The organism is Pseudomonas sp. S3_C06 (assembly GCF_054667675.1).
In genome coordinates, this window is record NZ_CP162747.1 from 3,607,031 (window position 1) to 3,628,813 (window position 21,783).

The window sequence follows — 21,783 nt, forward strand, 5'->3', positions numbered from 1 at the left end:
AGCCTGGCATCAATCAATTGTCGCTGGTGCCCAGCATCAATGGCGCAAACAACGGGCTCAGTCTGGCGCTGCCAACGTCCGAAAGATGATCGGCATCCTTGTACTGCGAGTGGCCGTCGACATCGATGGCGCACAAGCCGTCCTTGCACATCAGCGGCGTCGGATCGATGACATGAATGCCGGAATCAGCGGCGCTCATCGAACCGAACAACGAAGTGAAAAACTGCTGGCGAGCCAAGTGCTCGTTGAGCGGGCGACCGAGACCGTCTGCCGAACGGCCGATGCGCGCCAGACTGGTCAGACGGTCGATGAAGCTCTTGTGTTGCAGTGGCACTTCCTTGAACAGCCAGACTTGCACGCCCGCTTCACGCAGCTCGGCCACTTGCGCCTTGAGGGCGACGGCCATGCGCTGCTCTGCCTGGCGTGGGTTGTCCTTGCGATCAAGCAGGAACTGTAGATCGCCATCGCCGTCTTCACGACCATAAACGTACAGGCTCCAGTTTGCCGCCAACACCACGTCCTTGATCCCCAGACTCGTGACGCGGTCCATGTTGCGCTGGTTGAAGTCTTTGCACTGAGGGCGCAAGTGGTCATCGATGATCGGCGGGCACCCGGTCAAGCTGTAAAGCCACACCGGCTGCACGTTGCGCCCGGCATTGCCTTCGATGGCCGGCAACAATGCAGCGGCGTGACTGTCGCCCCAGAACATTTTTGTCGCCGTAATATGTTGATCACCGCCCACAAGGCAGGATTTGGTCAACGCCTTATCGGTGCTCAAGTGCATGCAATTCGACTGCCCGGCGTTCCACTCACGCGATTGCGCATATTCCAGCGCCTTGCCGGTCAGACGCTGCGGAACACCGTCTGCCGAGCGAATCGCCGAGCCGGTGATCGCCAGAACCGTGATCGACACCAAACCGCCGACCAACACCGAATTACGGCTGGCAAACACACGCTTCTCACGAAACGGCAGCTCGATGTATCGCAGGCTCAGCCAGGCCAGCGCCAACGCCAGGGCCATCCAGCCAATTGCCTCCAACGGCTGGATGCCATCGATGGAAATCGCGTTGGCATACACGTAAACCGGCCAATGCCACAGGTACAGCGAATAGGACAGCAGGCCGATCCACACCAGAACCGGGATACTCAACAACCGGCCGGCCCACGTTGGGCCCTGTGCGCCTGACCAGATCAACGCCGTCGTACCCAATACCGGCAACAGCGCCGCCCAGCCCGGGAACACGGTGGTTTTGTCGTAGGTAAACACGGCAAACAGCACCGCCGCCAACCCTGCCAGGCCAACGGACTCACGCAGCCACGGCCGCGCGACATGTTTGGGCACGGGTATGACCGCCAGCATGGCCCCGCAGAGCAGTTCCCACGCGCGGGTCGGCAGGGCGAAAAAAGCAAATTCCGGCCGGCGTTCGATGTAGACAATGTTCAAACCGAACGACACCAGCAGCACAGCGAACAACATCCAGCGCCAATGACGGACGTAGCGCATCATCAGCACCATCATCAGCGGGAAGAAGATGTAGTACTGCTCCTCCACCGCCAGCGACCAGGTATGCAGCAACGGCTTGAGCTCCGAGGCGGGCTCGAAGTAACCGTCTTCGCGCATGAACAGGATGTTGGAAATGAACAGCGACTGGTAACGAATCGTCCGTCCCAGCTCAGCCAGATCTTTGGCCGTCAGCAACAGCCAGCCCAATGCCAGCGTCACTACCACAACCACAGTCAATGCCGGCAGGATGCGCCGGGCGCGACGCCCCCAGAAGTCGAGGAAACTGAACCGCTGGGCGCTGATTTCACGGAACAGGATTGAGGTGATCAGAAAGCCGGAAATGACGAAGAACACATCAACGCCGACAAAACCGCCGCTGAATGTGTTGAATCCGAAATGAAACAGTACGACGGGAATAACCGCCAGTGCCCGTAATCCGTCGATATCACGGCGATTGCCAAACGTGTGCATAACCTTTCTTATCCTTGTAGGTACAAACCGCTCCAGACAAGGACAGTAGCGCGTTACGAAAGTTATTTGTTACGGACACAAAAAAAACGCCCCCTTTCGGGAGCGTTCTTTTTTACAGCGCGTGTATTACTTGCGCTTCATCGACAAGAAGAACTCGTCGTTGGTCTTGGTCGTCTTCAGCTTGTCGACCAGGAACTCGATGGCAGCCACTTCATCCATCGGGTGCAGCAGCTTGCGCAGGATCCACATACGCTGCAGTTCGTCGTCGGCAGTCAGCAACTCTTCGCGGCGGGTGCCGGAGCGGTTGATGTTGATCGCCGGGAACACACGCTTCTCGGCGATCTTGCGATCCAGAGGCAGTTCCATGTTGCCGGTACCCTTGAACTCTTCGTAGATCACTTCGTCCATCTTCGAGCCGGTTTCAACCAGCGCGGTGGCGATAATGGTCAGCGAGCCGCCTTCTTCGATGTTACGCGCAGCACCGAAGAAACGCTTTGGCTTCTCGAGGGCGTGGGCATCGACACCACCGGTCAATACCTTGCCGGAGCTCGGGATCACGGTGTTGTAGGCACGGGCCAGACGGGTGATGGAGTCAAGCAGGATCACCACGTCTTTCTTGTGTTCAACAAGGCGCTTGGCCTTCTCGATCACCATTTCGGCAACCTGCACGTGACGGGTCGGCGGCTCGTCGAAGGTCGAGGCAACCACTTCGCCGCGCACGGTGCGCTGCATTTCGGTCACTTCTTCCGGACGTTCGTCGATCAGCAGCACGATCAGGTGAACTTCAGGGTTGTTACGGGCGATGTTCGCTGCGATGTTCTGCAGCATGATCGTTTTACCGGCTTTCGGCGGTGCGACGATCAGACCACGCTGGCCTTTGCCGATCGGGGCGCACAGGTCGATCACGCGACCGGTCAAGTCTTCGGTGGAACCGTTACCGGCTTCCATCTTCATGCGCACGGTCGGGAACAGCGGGGTCAGGTTCTCGAAGAGAATCTTGTTTTTCGCGTTCTCGGGACGATCGAAGTTGATCGTGTCGACCTTGAGCAGGGCGAAATACCGCTCGCCTTCCTTCGGAGGGCGGATCTTGCCAACGATGGTGTCACCGGTGCGCAAGTTGAAGCGGCGGATCTGGCTTGGCGAGACGTAGATATCGTCCGGGCCGGCCAGGTAGGAAGCGTCAGCGGAGCGCAGGAAGCCGAAGCCGTCCTGGAGAATCTCCAGCACGCCATCACCGGAGATTTCCTCGCCGCTTTTCGCGTGCTTTTTCAGCAGGGAGAAAATCACGTCCTGCTTGCGCGAACGGGCCATATTTTCTATGCCCATCTGTTCGGCCAATTCGAGCAGTTCGGTAATCGGCTTTTGCTTGAGTTCAGTCAGATTCATATAGGAATGACGTAATCATTTATGGAGGGGGGGAAATTAAGCTTTTGGCTTAATGAGGCCGCGCCGCGGAGAAGGCGACAGGATCGCGAACTAATTCGAAAAGGAGTGCGTCGGCGACGGCTAGCAGGGGGCAATGGAGAAACCAGTGCGGGGCCGAATGTACCACCTGAGTTTCGGAGCGTCTAGCCCTGAATACGCAAAAAGCCCCGCTATTTGCGGGGCTTTTTTTCAGGCTCTTTACAGCGACGCTTAGATGTTGGCGTCGAGGAAAGCAGCCAGTTGCGACTTCGACAGCGCGCCGACTTTGGTCGCTTCAACGTTGCCGTTCTTGAACAGCATCAGCGTCGGGATACCACGCACGCCGTGCTTGGCCGGGGTTTCCTGGTTCTCGTCGATGTTCAGTTTGGCAACGGTCAGCTTGCCTTTGTAAGTCTCGGCAATCTCGTCCAGAACCGGAGCGATCATTTTGCAAGGACCGCACCATTCAGCCCAGTAATCGACCAGGACAGCGCCTTCGGCCTTGAGTACGTCGGCTTCGAAGCTAGCGTCGCTAACGTGTTTGATAAGATCGCTGCTCATGGAATTCTCCAGGTTGTAAGCAAAAAAACGTGGCCCATCATAGCCGCCCTTCCCCTGTTCAGGAAGCCGCAGTTGATTGAGTCTTGCTATGGCACTCGATGAGTTTGGGTATAGCTCAAGTCACGCCGTGGCGGGGGCAATGAAGGAAATTCCGGTGCGCAGGGCGGCGTTGCGCACGTGTTCCTGCATGGCTTTTTGCGCCGCACCCGACGCCCGGCGCGCGAGGGCGCGGAGGATCTTGCGGTGTTCCTGCCAGGTTTCCATGGCGCGCTCGGCACGGATGAACGGTAGTTTCTGGCTTTCCAGGAACATTTCAGCGCTGGCCGTAAGGATGCTCAGCATCGCCTGATTGCCGCTGGCCAGGAGGATCCGTCGGTGAAATTCGAAGTCGAGTTTCGCCGCCGCCTCAAAGTCGCCGGCCTTCAACTGATCGCGCATGGCCGCGACATTGTCTTCCAGCGCATCCAGATCGAACGTGCTCAAGGTCACCGCCGCCAGCCCCGCCGCAAAACCTTCCAGCGCATAGCGCAACTGAAAGATATCCAATGGCGACGCCTGCGCCGCGAACGACCAGCCCGGTGCGTTTTCGCCGCGCGACAACTCCACTGGCGACTGCACGAACACGCCTTTGCCCGGCTGAATACTGACCACGCCCAACGCACTCAACGATGACAGCGCCTCACGCAAAGACGCCCGACTGACACCCAGTTGCAGCGCCAGATCCCGCTGCGACGGCAAAGCATCGCCCGCACCGAAACCCTGCTCGGTGATCAGTTTGCGGATCGCTTGCAGCGCCACTTCGGGTACCGCACGGGAAATCGAGTTCATGGTTTTCAGACGCGCCAGGCCAATGTGCGGCTAGTTGTAAAGCTATTCGGCGAGTCCGGCAAGTCGTGCCCCAGCAGGGTTCGGCGAACCTGGCAGATGCGCCATGGCAGTGCGAAAAACAACCTGACTGTTCAGACCAGTAAGACCGAACAAAGCCGCTGAAACTGCGGCCTGCCGGGATAAAAGGCACGTCTTGGCACGGCACATGCTCTGTCCGATCGCAGAAATCACTTCCCGCCGATCCGGAGATTGTTCATGACCAAGCGTTACAGCGCCCTCCTCGCCGCCCTGTTTTCCAGTCTGCTGCTCAGCCAGGCTCCCGCTCACGCCGATGGTCTCGACGACGTGGTCAAACGCGGCACGCTGAAAGTCGCCGTGCCCCAGGATTTCCCGCCGTTCGGCTCGGTCGGCCCGGACATGAAGCCTCGCGGCCTGGACATCGACACGGCAAAACTGCTGGCCGACCAGCTCAAGGTCAAACTCGAACTGACCCCGGTCAACAGCACCAACCGCATCCCTTTCCTGACCACCGGCAAGGTCGATCTGGTGATTTCCAGCCTCGGCAAAAATCCTGAGCGCGAGAAAGTCATCGACTTCTCCCGCGCCTACGCACCGTTCTACCTCGCCGTGTTCGGCCCGCCAGACGCCGCCATCGCCAGCCTCGACGACCTCAAGGGCAAGACCATCAGCGTCACCCGTGGCGCCATCGAAGACATCGAATTGACCAAAGTCGCCCCCGAAGGCGTGACCATCAAGCGCTTCGAAGACAACAACTCGACCATCGCCGCTTACCTCGCCGGCCAGGTCGACCTGATCGCCAGCGGCAACGTAGTGATGGTCGCGATCAGCGAAAAGAACCCGAAGCGCGTGCCGGCGCTGAAAGTGAAGCTCAAGGACTCGCCGGTTTACGTCGGCGTGAACAAGAACGAAGCGGCGCTGCTGGCCAAGGTCAACGACATCCTGACCACCGCCAAGGCTGACGGCGCACTGGAAAAGAATTCGCAGACCTGGCTGAAAGAGCCGCTGCCGGCCGATCTCTGATCGACTGCGCGGGAGACCTTCATGGCTTATCAGTTCGATTTCATGCCGGTGGTGGAAAACACCGACCTGCTGCTGCGCGGGGCGCTGTTCACCCTTGAGCTGACAGCCATCGGTGCGTTGCTCGGGGTCGGCGTCGGGATTGTCGGGGCGTTGGTGCGGGCGTGGAACATCCGCCCGTTCTCGGCGATCTTCGGCGTCTACGTCGAGTTGATCCGCAATACGCCGTTTCTGGTGCAGTTGTTCTTCATCTTCTTCGGCCTGCCGTCGCTGGGCGTGCAGATTTCCGAGTGGCAGGCGGCGGTGCTGGCGATGGTGATCAACCTCGGTGCCTATTCGACCGAGATCATCCGCGCCGGCATTCAGGCGATTCCGCGCGGGCAACTGGAAGCCGCAGCGGCATTGGCGATGACGCGCTTCGAGGCGTTCCGCCATGTGGTGCTGCTGCCGGCACTGGGCAAGGTCTGGCCGGCGCTGAGCAGCCAGATCATCATTGTCATGCTCGGCTCGGCGGTGTGTTCGCAGATCGCTACCGAAGAATTGAGCTTCGCTGCCAACTTCATTCAGTCGCGCAACTTCCGCGCTTTTGAAACCTACGCGCTGACCACGCTGATCTACCTTTGCATGGCGTTGCTGATTCGCCAGCTACTCAATTGGATCGGTCGGCGCTACATCAGCAGGAGCCGCGCATGAGCGATTTCACCTTCTGGGACATCCTGCGCAACCTGCTCGTCGGCCTGCAATGGACGCTGGCGTTGTCGCTGGTGGCGTTTATTGGCGGCGGCCTCGTCGGGTTGCTGATCCTGATCATGCGCATCTCGAAAAATCCTCTGTCGAGCAACATCGCCCGTACCTGGATCGAACTGTTCCAGGGCACGCCGCTGCTGATGCAGCTGTTTCTGGTGTTCTTCGGCGTGGCCCTGGCCGGGATCGAAATCTCGCCGTGGATGGCCGCGGCGATTGCCCTGACCTTGTTTACCAGCGCCTATCTGGCGGAGATCTGGCGCGGTTGCGTCGAATCGATTTCCAACGGCCAGTGGGAAGCCTCGGCAAGTCTGGCGCTCAATCCGCTGGAGCAACTGCGCTACGTGATCCTGCCGCAAGCGCTGCGCATCGCCGTGGCGCCGACCGTGGGTTTCTCGGTGCAAGTGGTCAAAGGCACCGCCGTCACCTCGATCATCGGTTTCACCGAGCTGACCAAGACCGGCGGCATGCTCGCCAACGCCACGTTTGAACCGTTCATGGTCTACGGCCTCGTCGCCCTCGGCTACTTCCTGCTCTGCTACCCCTTGTCCCTCAGTGCGCGCTACCTGGAAAGGAGACTGCATGCCTCTGCTTAGAATTTCCGCCCTGCATAAATACTACGGCGATCACCACGTGCTCAAAGGCATCGACCTCAGCGTCGAGGAAGGCCAGGTCGTGGCAATCATCGGCCGCAGCGGCTCGGGCAAATCCACCCTGCTGCGCACGCTTAATGGTCTGGAATCGATCAACGACGGCGTGATCGAAGTCGACGGCGAGTATCTCGACGCCGCGCGCGCCGACCTGCGCAGCCTGCGACAGAAGGTCGGCATGGTGTTTCAGCAGTTCAACCTGTTCCCGCACCTGACCGTGGGCGAAAACGTCATGCTCGCGCCGCAGGTGGTGCAGAAAGTGCCGAAAGCCAAGGCAGCGGAACTGGCGCGAGAGATGCTGGAACGGGTTGGCCTCGGGGAAAAATTCGATGCCTTCCCGGATCGGCTTTCCGGCGGCCAGCAGCAGCGCGTAGCGATTGCCCGGGCACTGGCGATGTCGCCGAAAGTGTTGCTCTGCGACGAGATCACCTCGGCGCTCGACCCGGAACTGGTCAATGAAGTGCTCAGCGTGGTTCGGCAACTGGCCAAGGAAGGCATGACACTGATCATGGTCACCCACGAAATGCGTTTTGCCCGCGAGGTCGGCGACAAACTGGTGTTCATGCACCACGGCAAGGTGCATGAGGTGGGGGATCCGAAGGTGTTGTTTGCCAATCCGCAGACGGCGGAGCTGGCGAACTTTATTGGCACAGTTGAAGCAACAGCCTGAATCTGCCTTATCCTGATCGTTCCCACGCTCCGCGTGGGAATACAGCCAGGGATGCTCCGCGTCCCAAAAGCGGACGCAGAGCGTCCGGTGAGGCATTCCCACGCAGAGCGTGGGAACGATCAGGTTCGGGGTGCGCACTCCGGCGGTTTGAACCGTGCGCGTTGGCGCCAGCGTTTGATCGTGGCACGATGTCGAGGTTATCGACCGAGACCCCCTGACCATGCCGCAATCCCAAGCCAAGAATCTGTCCCTGATCGCCGCAATCGACCTGGGCTCGAACAGCTTTCACATGGTCGTGGCCAAGGCCCAGAACGGCGAAATCCGCATTCTCGAGCGCCTCGGCGAGAAGGTTCAACTGGCCGCGGGCATCGACGATGAGCGCAAGCTCAACGAAGAATCGATGCAACGCGGCCTCGATTGTCTCAAGCGTTTTGCCCAACTGATCAACGGTATGCCGCTCGGCGCTGTGCGTATCGTCGGCACCAACGCCCTGCGTGAAGCGCGCAACCGCCTCGAATTCATCCACCGCGCCGAAGAAATCCTCGGCCATCCGGTGGAAGTCATTTCCGGTCGTGAAGAAGCGCGCCTGATCTATCTGGGCGTGTCGCACACCCTCGCCGACACCCCGGGCAAACGCCTGGTTGCCGACATCGGCGGCGGCAGTACCGAGTTCATCATCGGCCAGCGCTTCGAGCCGCTGCTGCGCGAAAGCCTGCAGATGGGCTGCGTCAGCTTCACCCAGCGCTACTTCAAGGACGGCAAGATCACCCCGGCCCGCTACGCCCAGGCTTACACCGCGGCGCGGCTGGAGATCATGAGCATCGAACACGCCCTGCACCGCCTGACCTGGGATGAAGCCATCGGCTCCTCAGGCACCATCCGCGCCATCGGCCTGGCGCTGAAGGCTGGCGGCCATGGCACTGGCGAAGTGAATGCCGAAGGTCTGGCCTGGTTGAAGCGTCGGCTGTTCAAGCTCGGCGACGTCGACAAGATCGACTTTGAAGGCATCAAACCGGATCGCCGGACCATTTTCCCGGCGGGCCTGGCGATTCTCGAAGCGATTTTCGACGCCCTCGAACTGCAACGCATGGATCACTGCGACGGCGCGCTGCGTGAAGGCGTGCTCTACGACCTGCTCGGCCGCCATCATCATGAAGACGTGCGCGAACGTACGTTAACTTCGCTGATGGAGCGCTATCACGTCGATCTGGAGCAGGCGGCGCGTGTGGAACGCAAAGCTTTGCACGCGTTTGATCAGGTGGCGGTGGACTGGGAACTGGATGACGGCATCTGGCGCGAACTCCTCGGTTGGGCAGCGAAAGTGCACGAAGTCGGCCTCGACATCGCTCACTATCATTACCACAAGCACGGCGCTTACCTGATCGAGCACTCGGACCTCGCCGGGTTCTCCCGCGAAGACCAACAGATGCTCGCGCTATTGGTGCGCGGCCACCGCCGCAACATTCCCAAGGACAAGTTTGCCGATTTCGGCGACGACGGCGACAAGCTGATTCGCCTGTGCGTGCTGCTGCGCTTTGCGATCCTGTTCCATCACATTCGTGGCACGCAGGCGATGCCGCAGGTGGTGCTGCACGCCAAGGGCAACACCCTGGATGTGGAATTCCCGGAGAACTGGCTGGATGAGAATCAGCTGACTCAGGCGGATTTCGGGCTTGAGGCGGATTGGCTGACGCGGGTGGGCATCGTCCTCACCGTCCACTGAGTTAAATCTCAGGTGCAAAAAAGGCGATCCTTCTGGATCGCCTTTTTTATACGGTTCGGCTTGAGAGCGGAGGTGAACCTTCCCCTCACCCCAGCCATCTCCCGAGGGAGAGGGAGCCGATCTCCGTTGGCTTCGAAGCCTGAGTTCGACTCGATTTCTCAGGTCGGCGTACAGCGTAAGACACCTCGGTCAGTCCCCTCTCCCTCCGGGAGAGGACTAGGGTGAGGGGCTCTTGCTCTTGGCTTTAGCTGCTCACCGGCAAAATCGGGCTACCCAACCGTTCCAGCAACGTCGCCTGCGCACTGCGCGGGTTCTGGTTGCCGGTCGGCGTGTTGCGGATGTAACGACCATCCGACTGCAAGCTCCAGCTGTGGGTATTGTCGGTCAGGTACAGCTCCAGCTCTTTCTTCACGCGGGTCAGCAGTTTTTTGCCTTCGACCGGGAAGCAGGTCTCGACGCGCTTGTCGAGGTTGCGCTCCATCCAGTCGGCGCTGGAGAGGAACATCTGCTCGTCGCCGCCATTGAGGAAGTAGAACACGCGGGTGTGCTCAAGGAAGCGGCCGATGATCGAGCGCACATGGATATTGTGCGATACCCCGGCAATCCCCGGACGCAGACAGCACATGCCGCGCACCACCAGGTCGATACGCACACCGGACTGGCTGGCCTTGTACAGCGCGCGAATGATCTTCGGATCGGTCAGCGAGTTGAACTTGGCAATGATGTGCGCCGGCTTGCCTTCAACAGCGAACTGGGTCTCGCGGGCAATCATGTCGAGCATGCCCTTCTTCAGGGTAAACGGCGCATGCAGCAGCTTCTTCATGCGCAGGGTTTTACCCATGCCGATCAGCTGGCTGAACAGTTTGCCGACGTCTTCGCACAAAGCGTCGTCGGAGGTCAGCAGGCTGTAGTCGGTGTACAGCTTGGCGTTGCCGGCGTGGTAGTTACCGGTGCCGAGGTGCGCGTAGCGGACGATTTCGCCGGCTTCGCGACGCAGGATCAGCATCATCTTGGCGTGGGTCTTGAAGCCAACCACACCGTAGATCACCACCGCACCGGCCGCTTGCAGACGGCTGGCCAGTTGCAGGTTGGATTCTTCGTCGAACCGCGCACGCAGCTCGATGACCGCCGTCACTTCCTTACCGTTACGCGCGGCATCGACCAGCGCATCAACGATCTCGGAGTTGGCGCCGGAACGGTACAGGGTCTGACGCACAGCGAGAACGTGCGGGTCTTTCGCCGCCTGACGCAGCAGGTCGACCACCGGGGTGAACGACTCGAATGGGTGCAGCAAGAGGATGTCCTGCTTGCTGACCACGCTGAAGATGTTTTCACTGTTCTGCAGCAGTTTCGGGATCTGCGGGGTGAACGGCGTGTATTGCAGCTCCGGATGGCTGTCGAGCCCGGTGATGCTGAACAGCCGCGTCAGGTTGACCGGGCCGTTGACCTGATACAGCTCGCTCTCGCTCAGGTTGAACTGCTTGAGCAGGTAATCCGAGAGGTGTTTCGGGCAAGTGTCAGCGACTTCCAGACGCACCGCATCACCGTAACGACGCGAGAACAACTCGCCACGCAGGGCGCGGGCCAGGTCTTCTACATCTTCGGAGTCGAGCGCCAGGTCGGCGTTTCGGGTCAGACGGAACTGGTAGCAGCCTTTTACCTTCATGCCCTGGAACAGGTCATCGGCGTGGGCGTGGATCATCGACGAGAGGAATACATAGTTGTCGCCGGGGCCGCCGACTTCTTCCGGCACCTTGATGATCCGTGGCAGCAAGCGCGGCGCCGGGATGATCGCCAGACCGGAGTCGCGACCGAAGGCGTCGATACCTTCGAGCTCGACGATGAAGTTCAGGCTCTTGTTCACCAGCAACGGGAACGGGTGCGTCGGGTCGAGGCCGATCGGAGTGATGATCGGTGCGATCTCGTCGCGGAAATAGCGGCGCACCCAGGTTTTGAGTTTGACCGTCCAGTTGCGGCGACGGATGAAGCGCACCTGATGCTTTTCCAGCTCCGGCAACAGAATGTCATTGAGGATCGCGTACTGACGGTCAACATGACCGTGGACCAGCTCGCTGATCCGTGCCAGCGCTTGATGCGGCTGCAGACCATCGGCACCGGCCTGTTCACGGGCGAAGGTGATCTGTTTCTTCAGGCCGGCGACGCGGATTTCAAAGAATTCATCGAGGTTGCTGGAGAAGATCAGCAGGAACTTCAAGCGTTCCAGCAACGGATAGGACTCGTCCAGCGCCTGTTCCAGCACGCGGATATTGAATTGCAGTTGCGAGAGCTCGCGGTGGATGTACAGGCTGCTGTCATCCAGGCCCGGAATGGTAATCGCCGGCACCGCCGCCGCAGGCTCGGCCACCGGCGCGGGTGGCGCAGGCTCCAGTTCCGGCGGGGTCTCGGTGATTTGCTCGACCACCGGTTGAGCTTCTTTTACTGCAACTTCCGTGAGTCCTTCGGTATTCATTGAATGTTCCTGGGAGGGCTATTTCTGCTCTCGTAACAATTGAGCGGCGCGGACAGCAAAGTAAGTCAGGATGCCATCAGCGCCGGCACGTTTAAAGGCGGTCAGTGATTCGAGAATCACCGCCTCGCTCAACCAGCCATTCTGGATCGCCGCCATGTGCATGGCGTATTCGCCGCTAACCTGGTAGACGAAGGTCGGCACTTTGAAGGCATCTTTTACCCGGAAAAGAATGTCCAGGTAGGGCATGCCCGGTTTGACCATGACCATGTCCGCGCCTTCAGACAAGTCCGCACCCACTTCGTGCAGCGCTTCGTCGCTGTTGGCCGGATCCATCTGATAAGAGGCTTTGTTGGCCTTGCCCAGGTTCGACGCCGAACCGACCGCATCACGGAACGGGCCGTAATAGGCGCTGGCGTACTTGGCCGAGTAGGCCATGATCCGCACGTTGACGTGACCGGCGATTTCCAGCGCTTCGCGAATCGCCTGAATGCGACCGTCCATCATGTCCGACGGCGCGACAACCTGAGCGCCAGCTTCGGCATGGGACAAGGCCTGACGGACCAGTGCGTCGACAGTGATGTCGTTCTGCACGTAGCCCGCTTCATCGAGTATGCCGTCCTGGCCGTGGGTGGTGAACGGGTCAAGCGCGACGTCGGTAATGACACCCAGTTCCGGGAAACGCTCACGCAGCGCGCGGGTGGCGCGCTGGGCGATGCCTTCGGGGTTCCAGGCTTCAGCGGCGTCGAGGGATTTCAGTTCAGGAGGTGTGACCGGGAACAGCGCCAGCGCCGGAATCCCCAGCTCGACCCATTTGGCCGCTTCTTCGAGCAGCAGATCGATCGTCAGCCGCTCTACCCCGGGCATCGAGGCCACGGCTTCGCGGCGATTTTCACCGTCGAGCACGAACACCGGCAGGATCAGGTCATCGACCGTCAGCACATTTTCCCGCACCAGCCGACGCGAAAAATCATCACGACGATTGCGGCGCAGGCGCGTGGCAGGGAACAGACGGTTGGCTGGGGTAAAGCTCACGGCGGACTCCTGAGCCCGCGCAAACGGGCGAGCGTGACAGTTATAGACGGCCATTATGACGAACAGATGACAGTTGTGTGAGGCCCGTGACATGTAGCCGCATTCCATTCTCAGTGTAGGAATTGTTCACGTCGAGACACATTTGGACACTTTCATGAATGTGTCCGAAGGGTTAGGCTGCGCGTTCATTTCGCCAGCACCCAGACAATGCTCCAACAATTTCTGCATGACTTTGGCTACTTTGCCTTGTTCCTCGGCACGTTTTTCGAAGGCGAAACCATTCTGGTGCTCGCGGGCTTCCTCGCGTTCCGTGGATACATGGACATCAATATGGTGGTGGTCGTGGCGTTCTTCGGCAGCTATGCCGGCGATCAGCTGTGGTACTTCCTCGGCCGCAAGCACGGGCGCAAGTTACTCGCGCGCAAACCGCGCTGGCAGATGATGGGCGATCGCGCGCTGGAGCATATTCGCAAGCATCCGGACATCTGGGTGCTGAGCTTCCGTTTCGTTTATGGCTTGCGCACGGTGATGCCGGTGGCGATCGGCCTGTCGGGTTATCCGCCGGGACGTTATCTGCTGCTTAACGGCATTGGCGCTGCGATCTGGGCGACGGCGCTGGCCGCTGCGGCTTACCACTTCGGTGCGGTGCTGGAAGGCATGCTCGGCAGCATCAAGAAGTACGAGCTATGGGTATTGGGCGCGTTGCTGGTGCTCGGCGTTGGTCTGTGGCTGCGCCGCCGCTTCAAGAATGCGCGATTGGCCAAGCAGGTTTACGCCGACGAGCAAGCCGCGAAAGCGGCACTGCTGAATCAAGCCGAAGCGTCCAAACCTGCCGAACCGAAGACGCCAGCCGAGTAACTCGCTGGCGACTGGCTACAGCCCGCCGGCACTGAGCGGGCTGGCCGACGCTTTCAGTCAGATACGTCACTTTTGTCCTCGCTGCTCTGGCGCACTCAAGTTCGCCAGCGGCGTTCTCACGCCGGAAATCTCCCGCTTGTTACGCAGCAGGCAACCGCAATTAATGAACACCCCGCCGTTGTTGCGATCCATGTAGAAAGCGTTCCATGCAGGTGCAGCCACCACTTCAGCCTATGGCAACGCGCGACAATTTAGTGGACATTTAGCGCCATGAATCTGGAGAGAAACCCATGAGCAAAAAAGTTGCAGTGATCCTGTCCGGCAGTGGCGTGTACGACGGCGCCGAGATCCATGAAAGTGTCATCACCCTGCTGCGCCTCGACCAACGCGGCGCCCAGGTCCAGTGCTTCGCCCCGAACATCGCGCAATTGCATGTGATCAATCACCTGACCGGCGAAGAAATGCCCGAGTCGCGCAATGTGCTGGTGGAATCGGCGCGCATTGCACGTGGCAACATCAAGGACATCCGCGAGGCCGACGTCGACGACTTCGATGCGCTGATCGTGCCGGGTGGGTTTGGTGCGGCGAAGAACCTTTCGAACTTTGCCGTTGAAGGCGCAGGCTGCACTGTGCAGCCTGAGGTGCTGGCCTTGGCCGAGGCGTTCGCCGAAGCCGGCAAACCCGTTGGCCTCATGTGCATTTCCCCGGCGCTGGCGGCGAAGATCTATGGCCCAGGCGTGACTTGTACCATCGGCAACGACGCCGACACGGCCACGGCAATGAACAAGATGGGCGCCACCCACGAAGACTGCGCGGTGACGGAAATCATCGAAGACAAGGCGCGCAAACTGGTGACAACCCCGGCTTACATGCTGGCGCAGAACATCAGTGAAGCGGCGTCGGGGATCAACAAACTGGTCGATCGCGTGCTCGAACTGACCCACGAAAACGACGCCTGATCCCCCCGTATGATCGTTCCCACGCTCTGCGTGGGAATGCCGCCATTGGCGCTCCGCGCCTGCTCACTTTGGCGTTACATTTGCGGTAAGACCGGAACGCAGAGCGTCCCAAGACGCATTCCCACGCGGAGCGTTGGAACGATCATCATAAGACTCAGGGTTTGCGGGTCAGGCGTGTGAGGATCCGGTCCAGCGCATTGGCAAACGCCTGTTTCTCGCGATCGCCGAACGGTGCGGGCCCGCCGCTCATCTGGCCTTGCTCGCGCAGATCGGTGAACAGGTTGCGCACAGCCAGCCGCTCGCCCATGTTCTGCGCATCGAACTCCTTGCCGCGCGGATCCAGCGCCGCCACACCCTTCTTCACCAAACGATCAGCCAACGGGATATCGCTGCAAATCACCAGCTCACCCGGCACCGCGTGCTCGACCAGATAATCGTCCGCCGCATCCGGGCCGCTCGGCACCACGATCAGCTTGACGATGGCCAGCCCCGGCTTGATCTGCGGCTGCCCGGCCACCAGCACCACTTCGTACTGACGCTTGAGGGCGAACTTCACCACCAGATCCTTCGCCGCCCGTGGACAGGCGTCGGCATCGATCCATACACGCATTTTCTTTACCTCTAAAAGCAAAAGATCGCAGCCTTCGGCAACTCCTACAGAGTGCGCGTCGCGCCGCAATATTGCGACATGCTACGCCCCTGTAGGAGCTGCCGAAGGCTGCGATCTTTTAAGGGAGCACTCAATCAAGCAGCCGAAACCCGTCGCTTCTCCGCCATCCAACTGCGCCCGTACAACACCACAATCGCCAGAATCGCCACCGCCTGCGCCGTCAACGAATACGCATCGGCATGAATGCCCAGCCAGTCGAATTCAAAGAACGCCACCGGCCGCGTGCCGAAGATCCCGGCTTCCTGCAACGCCTTCACGCCATGCCCGGCAAACACCACCGACAACGCGCACAACAGCGCCGCGTTGATGCTGAAGAACAGCGTCAGCGGCAGTTTTGCCGAACCGCGCAGGATCACCCACGCCAGACCGACCAGCAGCACCAGTGCGGTTGCACCACCCGCGAGCACCGCGTCATGCCCGGCCGGGCCGGCCTGCAGCCACAGGGTTTCGTAGAACAGGATCACTTCGAACAACTCGCGGTACACCGAGAAGAACGCGAGGATCGCGAAGCCGAAACGCCCGCCACCGCCGACCAGACTGCTCTTGATGTAATCCTGCCAGGCCGCCGCGTGGCGACGGTCATGCATCCACACGCCGAGCCACAAGACCATGACACTGGCGAACAGCGCCGTCGCGCCCTCAAGCAACTCACGCTGAGAACCGCTGACATCGATCACATACGCCGCCAGCGCCCAGGTGCCGAGGCCGGCCAGCAGCGCCAGGCCCCAACCGACGTTGACGCTGCGCACCGCCGATTTCTGACCGGTGTTGCGCAGGAAGGCGAGGATCGCCGCCAGCACCAGAATCGCTTCCAGACCTTCGCGCAGCAGAATCAGTAAACCGGAGATGTAGCTCAGGGACCAGCTCAGACCATCGCTGCCAAGCAGGCCGGCAGACTCTTTCAACTTGGCCTTGGCCGCCTCCAGACGCTGCTCGGCCTGCTCGACCGGCAAACCGTCCTGCAACGATTGCCGATACGCCATCAACGATTTTTCAGTGTCCTTGCGCACGTTGGCGTCGACGTTATCCAGCGAACTCTCGACCAGCTCGAAGCCTTCCAGATAGGCCGCGACCGACAGGTCGTAAGCCTGATCGTGTTCACCGGCGCGGTACGCGGCAAGACTCTTGTCCAGCGTTGCGGCGGTGTAGTCGAGCAACTGCGCCGGGCCACGCTTGACCTGCGGCGGCTGCGCGCGCTGCGCACGGAACGTCGCCGCCGCTTGTGGGCCTTCGGCAGCCTGTACTTCGGCCGGGGTCTGGCGAGCCAGATCGGCAATGTTGTAGGTCTTCTCAGACTTGGCCGCCGCCGGATCGGCGCTGAAGCCGGCGATGTAAGTCGCCAGATCCCAGCGCTGCCGATCGTCAAGCTGATCGGCAAACGCCGGCATGTCGGTACCTTCGACGCCTTGGCCGAGGGTGTTGTAGATCGCATACAGGCTCAGGTGATCCAACCGCGCCGCATCACGCAGATTGGCTGGCGCCGGGCTCATGCCGAGCCCCGCCGGGCCGTCGCCGGCGCCGCTGTCACCGTGGCACACCGAGCAATTCTGCGCATAGAGCGGCGCACCACGGCTTGGGTCCGGGGTGATGATCGGTGCCTGACTGACTTCATACGCCACCGCCAGTTGCGCGCCCAACTGCCGCGCCTGACGGGCTACTTCAGCGCCATCCTGTTTCGCGGTGATCGCCGCGTGCAGGGCTTCAACGCCCTGCTCCAGCGCAGCCTTTTCCGGCTTGGCCGGCATACCGGCGATCAAGCCTTGCAGCGCCCGCGTGAACTCCAGTTGCTCGCGATATTCGGAGTCATCGACCACCTTGCCTGCGGCTACCGTCGGCGGGTAGTCGGCGCTGATGTAATCGAGCAGGTGCAGCGCTTGCGGCGCGCCTTCCACGGTATCGGCCAGCAGATTGAAGCTGCTCAGGGCAAACAACGGGAACACCAGCCAGGCCAGGAAACGGGACGAGGCAGTCATGAAGAATTCTCAAATGGAAATGCGAAGTTACATATTGTTCACTTCGAACGCATTTCCCTCAAGCTTTGTCGGCATTCAGCGCAACACCGCGGCGTGCAGCGAGCTGATTGATCGGCTTTGAAGCGTCATCCATGGCACCCCGGCAGCTGCAAAGCGCCCGTATAATGCGCCATCATTTCGCCCTCTCCGTTCAAGGAAGAACCCGCTCATGCGCCACTGTTTGTTGCCGTCCCTGCTGATCGCCACCCTTGTGCAACTCAGTGGTTGCGCCGCTTACCGTGATTACGACATGGAACTGCAACAGACCACGCAACAGCTTAAGGCCGGCAATATCGACGCCTCACTGGCTTTGATCGAGGCGCACAACCCGGATGAAGAGAAGGATTTGCTCTATTACTTCGAGAAGGGTGCGGTGCTGAGCGCTGGCGGTGAGTTCTCGCAGAGCCAGGTTGCCTGGCGCAGCGCCGAGCAAATGGTCATACAGCGCCAGGACACCATTGAAACCACGGGCGACAAATTGCTCGCCGCCATGGGCAATCACTGGGGCAGCATCATCAATGACAAGCTGCGCCGCTACGATGGTTACGACTACGAAAAAGTCATGCTGACCACACAAATGGCCCTCAACCAACTGGCCATGAATGATTTTGACGGTGCTCGCGCCGACATCAGGAAAACCCACGAGCGCGAAGCGCTGATCGCCCGGCAACGGGAAATGGAATACGAGCGTGTCGAAGAAGCGGCCAAGGCCAGCGGCGCCCGCGTCCATTACAAGGATCTGCAAGGCTACCCGGTGGTCATGCTGGAATCACCCGCCGTCATTGCCTTGAAAAACGGCTACCAAAGCGCGTTCAGTCACTATCTCGCCGGGTTCACCTACGAAGCACTCGGCGAGAAAGACCTGGCAGCGCCCGGCTATCGTCAGGCGATCGAGCTGCGCCCGGACATGGCGTTTTTCCAACAGGCCTTGCGCGACCTCGACAGCCCTGGACTGAAGGCAGACGAAAGCGATGTGCTGATCATCGTGCAGAGCGGCCTGGCGCCGGCCCGCAGTTCCGTGCGCGTGCCCTACCCGGTGAAGCTCGCGGACGGGCAAGTCATCGTTGCCAATGTTTCGTTTCCCGTGATGATCCCTGACACCTCAACCCCGGCGTTCAATCAAGTGGCTATTGATGGTCGACAGAAAAAGCTGATCGCGGTCAACAGCATTACCGACATGTCTTTGCGCACCCTGCGTGACGACATGCCGGGCATTATCCAGCGCACAACCTATCGGGCATTTCTGGCGGCCGATGTTCAGGCCACGGACAATCGACGCGATCCGAGCAAAGCCTCCTACGTCACTCACTGGGACGGTTTCGAGCAGGCCGACACCCGCACCTGGCGCACCCTGCCTAACCTTACTCAGGTTGTGCGCCTGCGTTTGAAAAAAGGTGACCACCTGATCAGCCTGCCCAACACGCCCGGGGTTGCGCCACTGAAGATCCGCATCGACCAGAAACGCCAGGTCATCGGCCTGCGTGCCTTGGGTGATCGGGTGTTTGCCAATGGCAGCGCATTCCAGTCGGATGTGGCGCCGGCAAAGAGCGTGGTATCCAACCTGAAATAAGTAATGGCACCAAACTAACAAGTGCGATTAAAAAGCTATTACATAGCCATCACCACCCGCTTATAATGCCGCGCCCTCGCTATCGCGAAACGGCATTAAAGCTCCTCTGGTTATGAGGAATTGGCAGGAGGCCAACGCCACTGTCGATGGGTCACACCAGCCCGACCAGCATTCGCGGCTGTATTTACTCCAGGGAAGAAGTACCCCCATGGCATTCCGCGCCCCCACTCTGATCGCGCTCAGCGCCGTCACTCTGCTGTCCGGCTGTTCGGCGTTTCGCAACTACGACTCCGAACTGGCCCAGACCAATCAGCAACTGGCCTCCGGCAACGTCGACGCCGCGCTGACCCTGCTGGAAAAGAACAACACCGGCCCGGACAAAGACCTGCTTTATTACTTCGAGAAAGGTGAGTTGCTGCGCGCCAAGGGCGACCTGTCCGGCAGCCAGAATGCCTGGACCAGCGCCGATCAAGTGGTGGGCAAGTGGGAAGACTCGGTCAAACTCGACACCGACAAGTACCTGGCTCAATTCGGCAGTTTCCTGGTCAACGACAAAGTGCGTCGCTACGAAGGCTACGACTACGAAAAAGTCATGCTGACCACGCAGATGGCCCTGAACCTGCTGGCGATCAACGATTTCGACGGCGCGCGCACCGCGATCAAGAAGACTCACGAACGTGAGGCAGTGATCGCCGAACTGCGCGACAAGGAATACCTCAAGAGCGAGGAAGAGGCCGAGAAAGAAGGCATCAAGACTCAGTACAAAGACTTGCAGGGTTATCCGGTCGCCAGCCTCGACGCGCCGGAAGTGGTTGGTCTGAAGAACAGCTACCAGAGTGCGTTCAGCCATTACCTGTCCGGTTTCGTCTACGAAGCTTTGGGCGAAAAAGGCCTGGCTGCACCGGGCTATCGCAAGGCCGCCGAGCTGCGCCCGAACACGCCGCTGCTGGAGCAGGCGCTGGTTAATCTCGACAAGCCGAGCAAGTCCGACGACAGCGACATCCTGATCGTGGTGCAAAGCGGTCTGGCGCCGGCCCGCGATTCGATCCGCGTACCGTTGCCATTGCCGATCTCCAACAACGTGGTGATCACGCCGCTGTCGTTCCCGATCATCAAGCCTGACACTTCCACCGCGACGTTCGCGCAGATCGGCGTTGATGGTCAGCAAGTCGATCTGACCGCGCTCAACAGCACCACTGCCATGTCCCGCCGCGCCCTGCGTGACGACATGCCGGGGATCATTCTGCGCACCACCGTGCGGGCGATCACCAAAGGCGTGGCGCAAAAGCAGATCAATGAAACCAACCCGCTGGCCGGTCTCGCCGTGGGTATCTCTTCAGCTGTGCTCGAAGGTGCCGATACCCGTACATGGCGCACCCTGCCGGACAACACCCAAGTGGTACGTCTGCGTCTGAAAAAGGGTGAGCACCAGGTCAGTCTGCCGAGCGCCGTCGGCGGTTCGCTGGTCAAGGTCACCGTCGATCAGCGTTATCAGGTGATCACCCTGCGCGCCGTGGGCAACCAGGTGTTCGCCGGTGGCCTCGCCGCACACGTCATCCCGAGCGCCAGCGCGACCAACGTCGCCAGCCTCAAACAACCTTAAGAACGGAGTCTTTGCATGCGCTTCAAACTCATCGCCGTCGCCGCCCTCGCCTTGCTGGCGAGCGGCTGCGCCACCCCGCCACCGCCAGAGCCGGGCAGCGCCGCGAGCAAAGTCGTGGCCATGGGTCCGCAGAAACACATCGTCGTCGGCGCCATGCGCGTCGCCCGCGAAAACGGCTTCATGACGGTCAATGTGCAGTTGAGCAACACCCTCAACAGCAACAAGATTTTCTACTACCGCTTCGCCTGGCTCGGCGCGGAAGGTTTCCCGATTGCCGAAGAAGAAGTGTGGAAAAGCCAAATGATGTACGGCGCCCAGACCAGCTTCATTCAAGGCATCGCCCCGACCCCGAAAGCCATGGACTTCCGTCTGGAAATCAAGACGCCGTAAGCCTGTCACCCAATTCCTGTTTTAGAGAGCACTCCCATGTTTGCACGCTTTTCCTGCATCGCCGTTATCGCCCTGCTGGCCTCCGGTTGCGCCAACACTTCGCCGACCCTGGGCAGCAAGAACATCAGCTACGGCGACACCAAAGCGGTTGAAACCGTAACCAACGAATTCGGTTCGACCGACCTGCAAATGATCGCCGAATCGATGACCCGCTCGCTGGCCCAGTCCGGCATTCTGCAGGGTCGTCCGGTGGTTCAGGTCTACGACGTGAAGAACAAGACCAGCGAGTACATCGACACCCGCGAAATCACCACCAGCATCAAGACTCAGCTGATGAAGACCGGTGTTGCGCGTTTCGCCAGCGACAATAACGCGATGCAGAGCCAGGTTGACCAGCTCAAGCTGCAAAACCAGAGCGGCCTGTACAAGAAGAGCACCGTGGCTAAGACTGGCAACATGGTTGCCGCCAAGTACCGCATCGAAGGTTCGATCAGCTCGATCGTCAAGCGCAGCAGCGACTACAAGGACGTCTTCTACAAATTCAGCCTGCAACTGATCGACGTTGAAAGCGGTCTGGCCGAGTGGATGGACGAAAAAGAGATCCGCAAAACCACGGAGCGTTAATT

The 21,783-nt window shown here is 60.1% G+C and carries 20 protein-coding genes; 11 read left to right on the forward strand and 9 right to left on the reverse strand.

Translation table 11 applies throughout. The features are described 5' to 3' along the window. Positions 1 to 13 precede the first annotated feature (13 nt). The 4 genes from AB4N44_RS16080 to AB4N44_RS16095 all read right to left on the reverse strand — a co-directional run bounded on the left by AB4N44_RS16080 (position 14) and on the right by AB4N44_RS16095 (position 4,768). Positions 14 to 1,975 carry an acyltransferase family protein gene (locus AB4N44_RS16080; RefSeq protein WP_127930182.1) on the reverse strand — a complete coding sequence of 654 codons (1,962 nt, stop codon included), beginning with the start codon at positions 1,973 to 1,975 and terminating at the stop codon, positions 14 to 16. A 126-nt stretch (positions 1,976 to 2,101) separates the two neighbouring features. Further along, positions 2,102 to 3,361, reverse strand: coding sequence for a transcription termination factor Rho (rho, locus tag AB4N44_RS16085; RefSeq protein WP_003229334.1), 1,260 nt, complete (start codon positions 3,359 to 3,361; stop codon positions 2,102 to 2,104). Positions 3,362 to 3,610: 249 nt separating this feature from the next. After that, positions 3,611 to 3,940 (reverse strand): thioredoxin TrxA, encoded by a 330-nt coding sequence (gene trxA, locus AB4N44_RS16090; RefSeq protein ID WP_003206727.1) that lies wholly within the window; start codon positions 3,938 to 3,940, stop codon positions 3,611 to 3,613. 120 nt (positions 3,941 to 4,060) lie between these two features. Then, positions 4,061 to 4,768, reverse strand: coding sequence for a FadR/GntR family transcriptional regulator (locus tag AB4N44_RS16095; protein ID WP_127930183.1), 708 nt, complete (start codon positions 4,766 to 4,768; stop codon positions 4,061 to 4,063). Between the two features lie 255 nt (positions 4,769 to 5,023). On the opposite strand from AB4N44_RS16095, the gene AB4N44_RS16100 reads away from it, so the two are divergent. The 5 genes from AB4N44_RS16100 (at position 5,024) to ppx (ending at position 9,593) form a co-directional block, all read left to right on the forward strand. Beyond that, complete coding sequence (locus AB4N44_RS16100) at positions 5,024 to 5,809, forward strand: transporter substrate-binding domain-containing protein (RefSeq protein ID WP_007911166.1); 786 nt, start codon at positions 5,024 to 5,026, stop codon at positions 5,807 to 5,809. A gap of 21 nt (positions 5,810 to 5,830) precedes the next feature. Further along, positions 5,831 to 6,499, forward strand: coding sequence for an amino acid ABC transporter permease (locus AB4N44_RS16105; RefSeq protein ID WP_007911165.1), 669 nt, complete (start codon positions 5,831 to 5,833; stop codon positions 6,497 to 6,499). Continuing rightward, entirely contained in the window at positions 6,496 to 7,146 is a 651-nt protein-coding gene (locus AB4N44_RS16110) for an amino acid ABC transporter permease (RefSeq protein ID WP_110718085.1), read from the forward strand. The genes AB4N44_RS16105 and AB4N44_RS16110 overlap by 4 nt, the downstream gene beginning before the upstream one ends. Then, positions 7,133 to 7,870: an amino acid ABC transporter ATP-binding protein gene (locus AB4N44_RS16115; RefSeq protein ID WP_007911148.1), complete on the forward strand. Its 738-nt coding sequence runs from the start codon at positions 7,133 to 7,135 to the stop codon at positions 7,868 to 7,870. Before AB4N44_RS16110 ends, AB4N44_RS16115 begins: the two co-directional genes overlap by 14 nt. 220 nt (positions 7,871 to 8,090) lie before the next feature. Further along, complete coding sequence (ppx, locus tag AB4N44_RS16120; RefSeq protein ID WP_016985904.1) at positions 8,091 to 9,593, forward strand: exopolyphosphatase; 1,503 nt, start codon at positions 8,091 to 8,093, stop codon at positions 9,591 to 9,593. Between the two features lie 244 nt (positions 9,594 to 9,837). Here the strand turns inward: ppx and ppk1 are convergent, their stop codons facing one another. Beyond that, positions 9,838 to 12,063: a polyphosphate kinase 1 gene (gene ppk1, locus AB4N44_RS16125; RefSeq protein ID WP_110718086.1), complete on the reverse strand. Its 2,226-nt coding sequence runs from the start codon at positions 12,061 to 12,063 to the stop codon at positions 9,838 to 9,840. Between the two features lie 18 nt (positions 12,064 to 12,081). Further along, on the reverse strand, positions 12,082 to 13,095 hold the full coding sequence (gene hemB / locus AB4N44_RS16130) for a porphobilinogen synthase (protein WP_150749815.1): 1,014 nt from the start codon (positions 13,093 to 13,095) through the stop codon (positions 12,082 to 12,084). Positions 13,096 to 13,302: 207 nt separating this feature from the next. Here hemB and AB4N44_RS16135 point away from each other — a divergent pair, with 207 nt between their 5' ends. Then, positions 13,303 to 13,953, forward strand: a complete 651-nt coding sequence (locus AB4N44_RS16135; RefSeq protein ID WP_150749816.1) for a DedA family protein — start codon at positions 13,303 to 13,305, stop codon at positions 13,951 to 13,953. A gap of 66 nt (positions 13,954 to 14,019) precedes the next feature. Here the strand turns inward: AB4N44_RS16135 and AB4N44_RS16140 are convergent, their stop codons facing one another. Next, positions 14,020 to 14,145 (reverse strand): hypothetical protein, encoded by a 126-nt coding sequence (locus AB4N44_RS16140; protein ID WP_460108462.1) that lies wholly within the window; start codon positions 14,143 to 14,145, stop codon positions 14,020 to 14,022. Between the two features lie 98 nt (positions 14,146 to 14,243). Between AB4N44_RS16140 and elbB the strand changes: the two genes are divergently transcribed. Further along, positions 14,244 to 14,912, forward strand: coding sequence for an isoprenoid biosynthesis glyoxalase ElbB (elbB, locus tag AB4N44_RS16145; RefSeq protein WP_016985900.1), 669 nt, complete (start codon positions 14,244 to 14,246; stop codon positions 14,910 to 14,912). A gap of 154 nt (positions 14,913 to 15,066) precedes the next feature. On the opposite strand, the gene AB4N44_RS16150 is transcribed toward elbB, so the two are convergent. Next, positions 15,067 to 15,522, reverse strand: a complete 456-nt coding sequence (locus AB4N44_RS16150; RefSeq protein WP_127930187.1) for a YaiI/YqxD family protein — start codon at positions 15,520 to 15,522, stop codon at positions 15,067 to 15,069. 134 nt (positions 15,523 to 15,656) lie between these two features. After that, a complete protein-coding gene (locus tag AB4N44_RS16155) occupies positions 15,657 to 17,555 on the reverse strand; it encodes an FTR1 family protein (protein WP_460108459.1) in 1,899 nt (632 codons plus the stop codon). Between the two features lie 208 nt (positions 17,556 to 17,763). On the opposite strand from AB4N44_RS16155, the gene AB4N44_RS16160 reads away from it, so the two are divergent. The 4 genes from AB4N44_RS16160 to lpoB all read left to right on the forward strand — a co-directional run bounded on the left by AB4N44_RS16160 (position 17,764) and on the right by lpoB (position 21,781). Further along, positions 17,764 to 19,164 (forward strand): COG3014 family protein, encoded by a 1,401-nt coding sequence (locus tag AB4N44_RS16160; protein WP_460108457.1) that lies wholly within the window; start codon positions 17,764 to 17,766, stop codon positions 19,162 to 19,164. A gap of 208 nt (positions 19,165 to 19,372) precedes the next feature. Next, positions 19,373 to 20,767 (forward strand): COG3014 family protein, encoded by a 1,395-nt coding sequence (locus AB4N44_RS16165; protein ID WP_150749819.1) that lies wholly within the window; start codon positions 19,373 to 19,375, stop codon positions 20,765 to 20,767. A gap of 15 nt (positions 20,768 to 20,782) precedes the next feature. Next, positions 20,783 to 21,157, forward strand: coding sequence for a YcfL family protein (locus AB4N44_RS16170; protein WP_127930191.1), 375 nt, complete (start codon positions 20,783 to 20,785; stop codon positions 21,155 to 21,157). Between the two features lie 36 nt (positions 21,158 to 21,193). After that, entirely contained in the window at positions 21,194 to 21,781 is a 588-nt protein-coding gene (gene lpoB / locus AB4N44_RS16175) for a penicillin-binding protein activator LpoB (protein ID WP_016772610.1), read from the forward strand. The last annotated feature ends 2 nt before the right edge of the window (positions 21,782 to 21,783 follow it).

What these genes read in the sequence shown, in the direction of transcription:
- AB4N44_RS16080 (WP_127930182.1), bottom strand. Translation starts at nt 1,975, where the DNA reads ATGCACACGTTTGGCAATCGCCGTGATATCGACGGATTACGGGCACTG.
- rho (WP_003229334.1), bottom strand. Translation starts at nt 3,361, where the DNA reads ATGAATCTGACTGAACTCAAGCAAAAGCCGATTACCGAACTGCTCGAA.
- trxA (WP_003206727.1), bottom strand. Translation starts at nt 3,940, where the DNA reads ATGAGCAGCGATCTTATCAAACACGTTAGCGACGCTAGCTTCGAAGCC.
- AB4N44_RS16095 (WP_127930183.1), bottom strand. Translation starts at nt 4,768, where the DNA reads ATGAACTCGATTTCCCGTGCGGTACCCGAAGTGGCGCTGCAAGCGATC.
- AB4N44_RS16100 (WP_007911166.1), top strand. Translation starts at nt 5,024, where the DNA reads ATGACCAAGCGTTACAGCGCCCTCCTCGCCGCCCTGTTTTCCAGTCTG.
- AB4N44_RS16105 (WP_007911165.1), top strand. Translation starts at nt 5,831, where the DNA reads ATGGCTTATCAGTTCGATTTCATGCCGGTGGTGGAAAACACCGACCTG.
- AB4N44_RS16110 (WP_110718085.1), top strand. Translation starts at nt 6,496, where the DNA reads ATGAGCGATTTCACCTTCTGGGACATCCTGCGCAACCTGCTCGTCGGC.
- AB4N44_RS16115 (WP_007911148.1), top strand. Translation starts at nt 7,133, where the DNA reads ATGCCTCTGCTTAGAATTTCCGCCCTGCATAAATACTACGGCGATCAC.
- ppx (WP_016985904.1), top strand. Translation starts at nt 8,091, where the DNA reads ATGCCGCAATCCCAAGCCAAGAATCTGTCCCTGATCGCCGCAATCGAC.
- ppk1 (WP_110718086.1), bottom strand. Translation starts at nt 12,063, where the DNA reads ATGAATACCGAAGGACTCACGGAAGTTGCAGTAAAAGAAGCTCAACCG.
- AB4N44_RS16135 (WP_150749816.1), top strand. Translation starts at nt 13,303, where the DNA reads ATGCTCCAACAATTTCTGCATGACTTTGGCTACTTTGCCTTGTTCCTC.
- AB4N44_RS16140 (WP_460108462.1), bottom strand. Translation starts at nt 14,145, where the DNA reads ATGGATCGCAACAACGGCGGGGTGTTCATTAATTGCGGTTGCCTGCTG.
- elbB (WP_016985900.1), top strand. Translation starts at nt 14,244, where the DNA reads ATGAGCAAAAAAGTTGCAGTGATCCTGTCCGGCAGTGGCGTGTACGAC.
- AB4N44_RS16150 (WP_127930187.1), bottom strand. Translation starts at nt 15,522, where the DNA reads ATGCGTGTATGGATCGATGCCGACGCCTGTCCACGGGCGGCGAAGGAT.
- AB4N44_RS16155 (WP_460108459.1), bottom strand. Translation starts at nt 17,555, where the DNA reads ATGACTGCCTCGTCCCGTTTCCTGGCCTGGCTGGTGTTCCCGTTGTTT.
- AB4N44_RS16160 (WP_460108457.1), top strand. Translation starts at nt 17,764, where the DNA reads ATGCGCCACTGTTTGTTGCCGTCCCTGCTGATCGCCACCCTTGTGCAA.
- AB4N44_RS16165 (WP_150749819.1), top strand. Translation starts at nt 19,373, where the DNA reads ATGGCATTCCGCGCCCCCACTCTGATCGCGCTCAGCGCCGTCACTCTG.
- AB4N44_RS16170 (WP_127930191.1), top strand. Translation starts at nt 20,783, where the DNA reads ATGCGCTTCAAACTCATCGCCGTCGCCGCCCTCGCCTTGCTGGCGAGC.
- lpoB (WP_016772610.1), top strand. Translation starts at nt 21,194, where the DNA reads ATGTTTGCACGCTTTTCCTGCATCGCCGTTATCGCCCTGCTGGCCTCC.